The organism is Sphingomonas paucimobilis NBRC 13935 (assembly GCF_000739895.2).
GTDB lineage: Bacteria > Pseudomonadota > Alphaproteobacteria > Sphingomonadales > Sphingomonadaceae > Sphingomonas > Sphingomonas paucimobilis.
This window is the reverse complement of record NZ_BBJS01000039.1, coordinates 1-2963: the sequence shown is the minus strand read 5'-3', so window position 1 is coordinate 2963 and position 2963 is coordinate 1. Positions and strand designations below refer to the sequence as shown.

3 protein-coding genes are annotated in these 2963 nt (G+C 68.5%); 2 read left to right on the top strand and 1 reads right to left on the bottom strand.

Annotation, left to right across the window (positions count from 1 at the left end):
- Nucleotides 1–3: 3 nt before the first annotated feature.
- Nucleotides 4–1425, bottom strand: a complete 1422-nt coding sequence (locus SP6_RS12545) for a sigma-54-dependent transcriptional regulator (RefSeq protein WP_007407167.1) — start codon at nucleotides 1423–1425, stop codon at nucleotides 4–6.
- A 246-nt stretch (nucleotides 1426–1671) separates the two neighbouring features.
- Here SP6_RS12545 and SP6_RS20460 point away from each other — a divergent pair, with 246 nt between their 5' ends.
- Entirely contained in the window at nucleotides 1672–1806 is a 135-nt protein-coding gene (locus SP6_RS20460; protein ID WP_007407164.1) for an aa3-type cytochrome c oxidase subunit IV, read from the top strand.
- A complete protein-coding gene (locus SP6_RS12535) occupies nucleotides 1806–2933 on the top strand; it encodes an NAD(P) transhydrogenase subunit alpha (RefSeq protein ID WP_007407166.1) in 1128 nt (375 codons plus the stop codon). Before SP6_RS20460 ends, SP6_RS12535 begins: the two co-directional genes overlap by 1 nt.
- Nucleotides 2934–2963 lie beyond the last annotated feature (30 nt).

Below are 2963 nucleotides of genomic sequence, written 5' to 3'. Positions count from 1 at the left end.
TTCTCACGCCGCGTTGTCGATGCCCAGCTCGCCCAGCTTGCGATAGAGGGTCGAGCGCCCGATCCCCAGCCTTCGGGCCACCTCGGTCATGCGGCCACGATAATGGCCGATCGCCAGGCGGATGACATCGGCCTCGATATCCTCGAGCGGGCGGAGATTGCCGTCGGGGCGGAACAGGTTGATGCCGCCATTATGCAGCGTGCTCTGCGGGCCTGAGGCGGTCGAGGGCCGATCGCCGAGCGAGGCGATCTGCGGGAAATCGGCGGCGGTCAGCGCATCGCCCTCGCACAGCACGGCGGCGCGGAAGAGCGCATTCTGCAATTGGCGGACATTGCCCGGCCAGTCATAGCGGCGCAGCAGGTCGAGCGCCTCGTCGGTGATGTCGAGCGCGAACAGCCCCGGTTGCTGAGCGATCCGGTCGAGCAGATGGCGGGTCAGCGCGGGGATGTCGTCCGCCCGGTCGCGCAGCGGCGGGATGGCGACATGGACGACGTTGAGCTTGTAATAGAGGTCTTCGCGGAAGCGCCCGGCCTCGACCGCCTCCAGCAACCGGCCATCGGCGGCGGCGATCACGCGGACATCGACTTCGCGCGCATGGCGTGCGCCCAGCGGCACGATCGCGCCGGTTTGGAGCATGTCGAGCAGCCGCCCTTGCGTGTCGAGCGGCATGCCGGCGATCTCGTCGAGGAACAGAGTCGATCCGTCCGCCTCGACGATCTTGCCGATGCGCCGTTCGAACGCGCCGGCAAAGGCACCTTCCTCATGGCCGAAGATGATGCTGTCGAGCATGTTGGCAGGCGTGGCGGCGCAGTTGACGCGCACCATCTCACGCTGCGCACGCGGGCTGGCGACATGGATCGCCTCGGCGAGCGACTCCTTGCCGACGCCGCCCTCGCCCTCGATCAGCACCGCCACGCGCGCACGCGCCGCCTTGGCCGCGACGCCAAGCGCGGCGCGGAATTCGGGGGCGTCGCCGACGATCTCGTCAAAGGCGAGCAGCGCGGGGATCTTTTCGGTCAGCGGGCGCAGTTCGCCGCTGGTCTGGGCCGCGACGCAGGCTTCCAGCGCGGCGAGCAGCCGTTCGGGGGCCAGCGGCTTGACCAAGAAGTCGGTGGCACCGGCGCGCATCGCCGCCACCGCCTGCGCCACCGAATCATTGGCGGTCAGCATTAGGATGGGCAGTTCGGGGCGAAGGGCGTGGCATTCGGCGATCAGCGCGGTGGCATCGGCCCCCGGCGCCCAGTGATCGATCAGCACCGCGTCAAGCTCGCGCCCCTGCGCCGATCCCATGATCGAGGCCGCCATATCAGCATCGGTCGCGAACAGGGTACGCCAGCCGCCGCGCTGCGCCAGCGCGGCGATCAGCCGGCGCTGGGCAGGTTCATCGTCAATCAGCAGCAGCAAACGTTGGCCGTTGCGCGTCATAACCCGTCCCGTAGCCCCTGTTGGAAGTTCTATAGCGCAATTTTGTTAAAATCCGCGTTAATTCGGGACAGTTTTTGCTGTCCGCAGGAGAGAGTCAAATTCTCTCTTCTGCGCAATCGCCGGGTACGGGATGCCGGTTCGGATTCATGACCCTTTCGGGGTTGATCCGCCTGCCGGGGCGCATACACTGAAGGCAGCGGCGCACGGGGCGATCAACATCCCGGCCCGATATCGGAGGTGAGGAGCATGGCCGCCAACGACACCGGCACGGGCGACATCAAGGGGCATGTCGCGACCTATGACTTGATGATCGCGCTGCTCAAATGGGGCGCGGTCGTGGCCGCCATTCTGGTTGCGATCGTCATCTGGCTGATCGCCTGATGCCCTCGCGCATCGCGGTTCTGCTCGAAAGCGCGCAGGCCGAGCGTCGCGTCGCCGCCACGCCGGAGACGGTGCGCAAGCTCATTGCACTGGGCGCCACCGTCGCGATCGAAAGCGGGGCGGGGCGGGAGGCCGGCATCGCGGACGGCGAATATGAGCAGGCGGGTGCGACCGTCGCCGACCGCGCGACCGTGCTGGCGGGCGCGGATATCGTGCTGGCGGTACAGGCGCCCGACCCTGCGACGCTGGCGGGCAGTGTACCCGGCGCCTGGGTCGTCGCGGCCTTCGATCCATTCCGGCAGCGCGAGCGGGTCACGGGCTATGCCGCCGCCGGGCTGGAGGCGCTGGCGATGGACTGGATGCCGCGCATCACGCGCGCCCAGTCGATGGACATCCTGTCGTCCCAGTCCAATCTGGCCGGCTATAAGGCGGTGCTGGAGGCGGCGAGCGCCTATGGTCGCGCCTTTCCGATGATGATGACGGCGGCGGGCACGATCCCGGCCGCGCGCGTCTTCGTGATGGGGGTGGGCGTCGCGGGGCTGCAGGCGATCGCGACGGCCCGGCGGCTGGGCGCGCAGGTCTCGGCCACCGATGTCCGCTCGGCGACCCGCGAGCAGATCCAGTCGCTGGGTGCCAAGCCGATCTTCGTCGAGGGTGTGGCCGGGATCGAGGGTGAGGGCGCGGGTGGCTATGCCGGCGAGACGAGCGAGGAGTACCGCGCGGCGCAGGCCGAACTGGTCGCCGGCCATATCGCCAAGCAGGACATCGTCATCACCACCGCGCTGATTCCCGGCCGCCCCGCACCGCGCTTGGTCAGCGACGCGCAGATCGCGACGATGCGGCCGGGCAGCGTGATCGTCGACCTGGCGGTCGAGGCGGGCGGCAATGTCGAGGGGGCCGTCCTGGGCGAGGTGGTGCAGCGCCACGGCGTCACCATCGTCGGTCATCGCAACATGCCCAGCCTGCTCGCTGCCGACGCGTCGGCCCTGTTCGCGCGCAACCTGTATAATTTCCTGGCGGCGTTCTGGGACAAGGAAGCCGCGCGTCCGGTGCTGGATGCGGAGATCGGCGATGCGATCCGCCTGACCAAGGGCAGCCAGGTGGTGAACCCGAGGTTGTCGGCATGACCGATATTCCTCCCCTGCAAGGGGAGGTGG

Coding starts and splice junctions, on each gene's coding strand:
- SP6_RS20460 (WP_007407164.1), top strand. CDS start 1,672: ATGGCCGCCAACGACACCGGCACGGGCGACATCAAGGGGCATGTCGCG.
- SP6_RS12545 (WP_007407167.1), bottom strand. CDS start 1,425: ATGACGCGCAACGGCCAACGTTTGCTGCTGCTGATTGACGATGAACCT.
- SP6_RS12535 (WP_007407166.1), top strand. CDS start 1,806: ATGCCCTCGCGCATCGCGGTTCTGCTCGAAAGCGCGCAGGCCGAGCGT.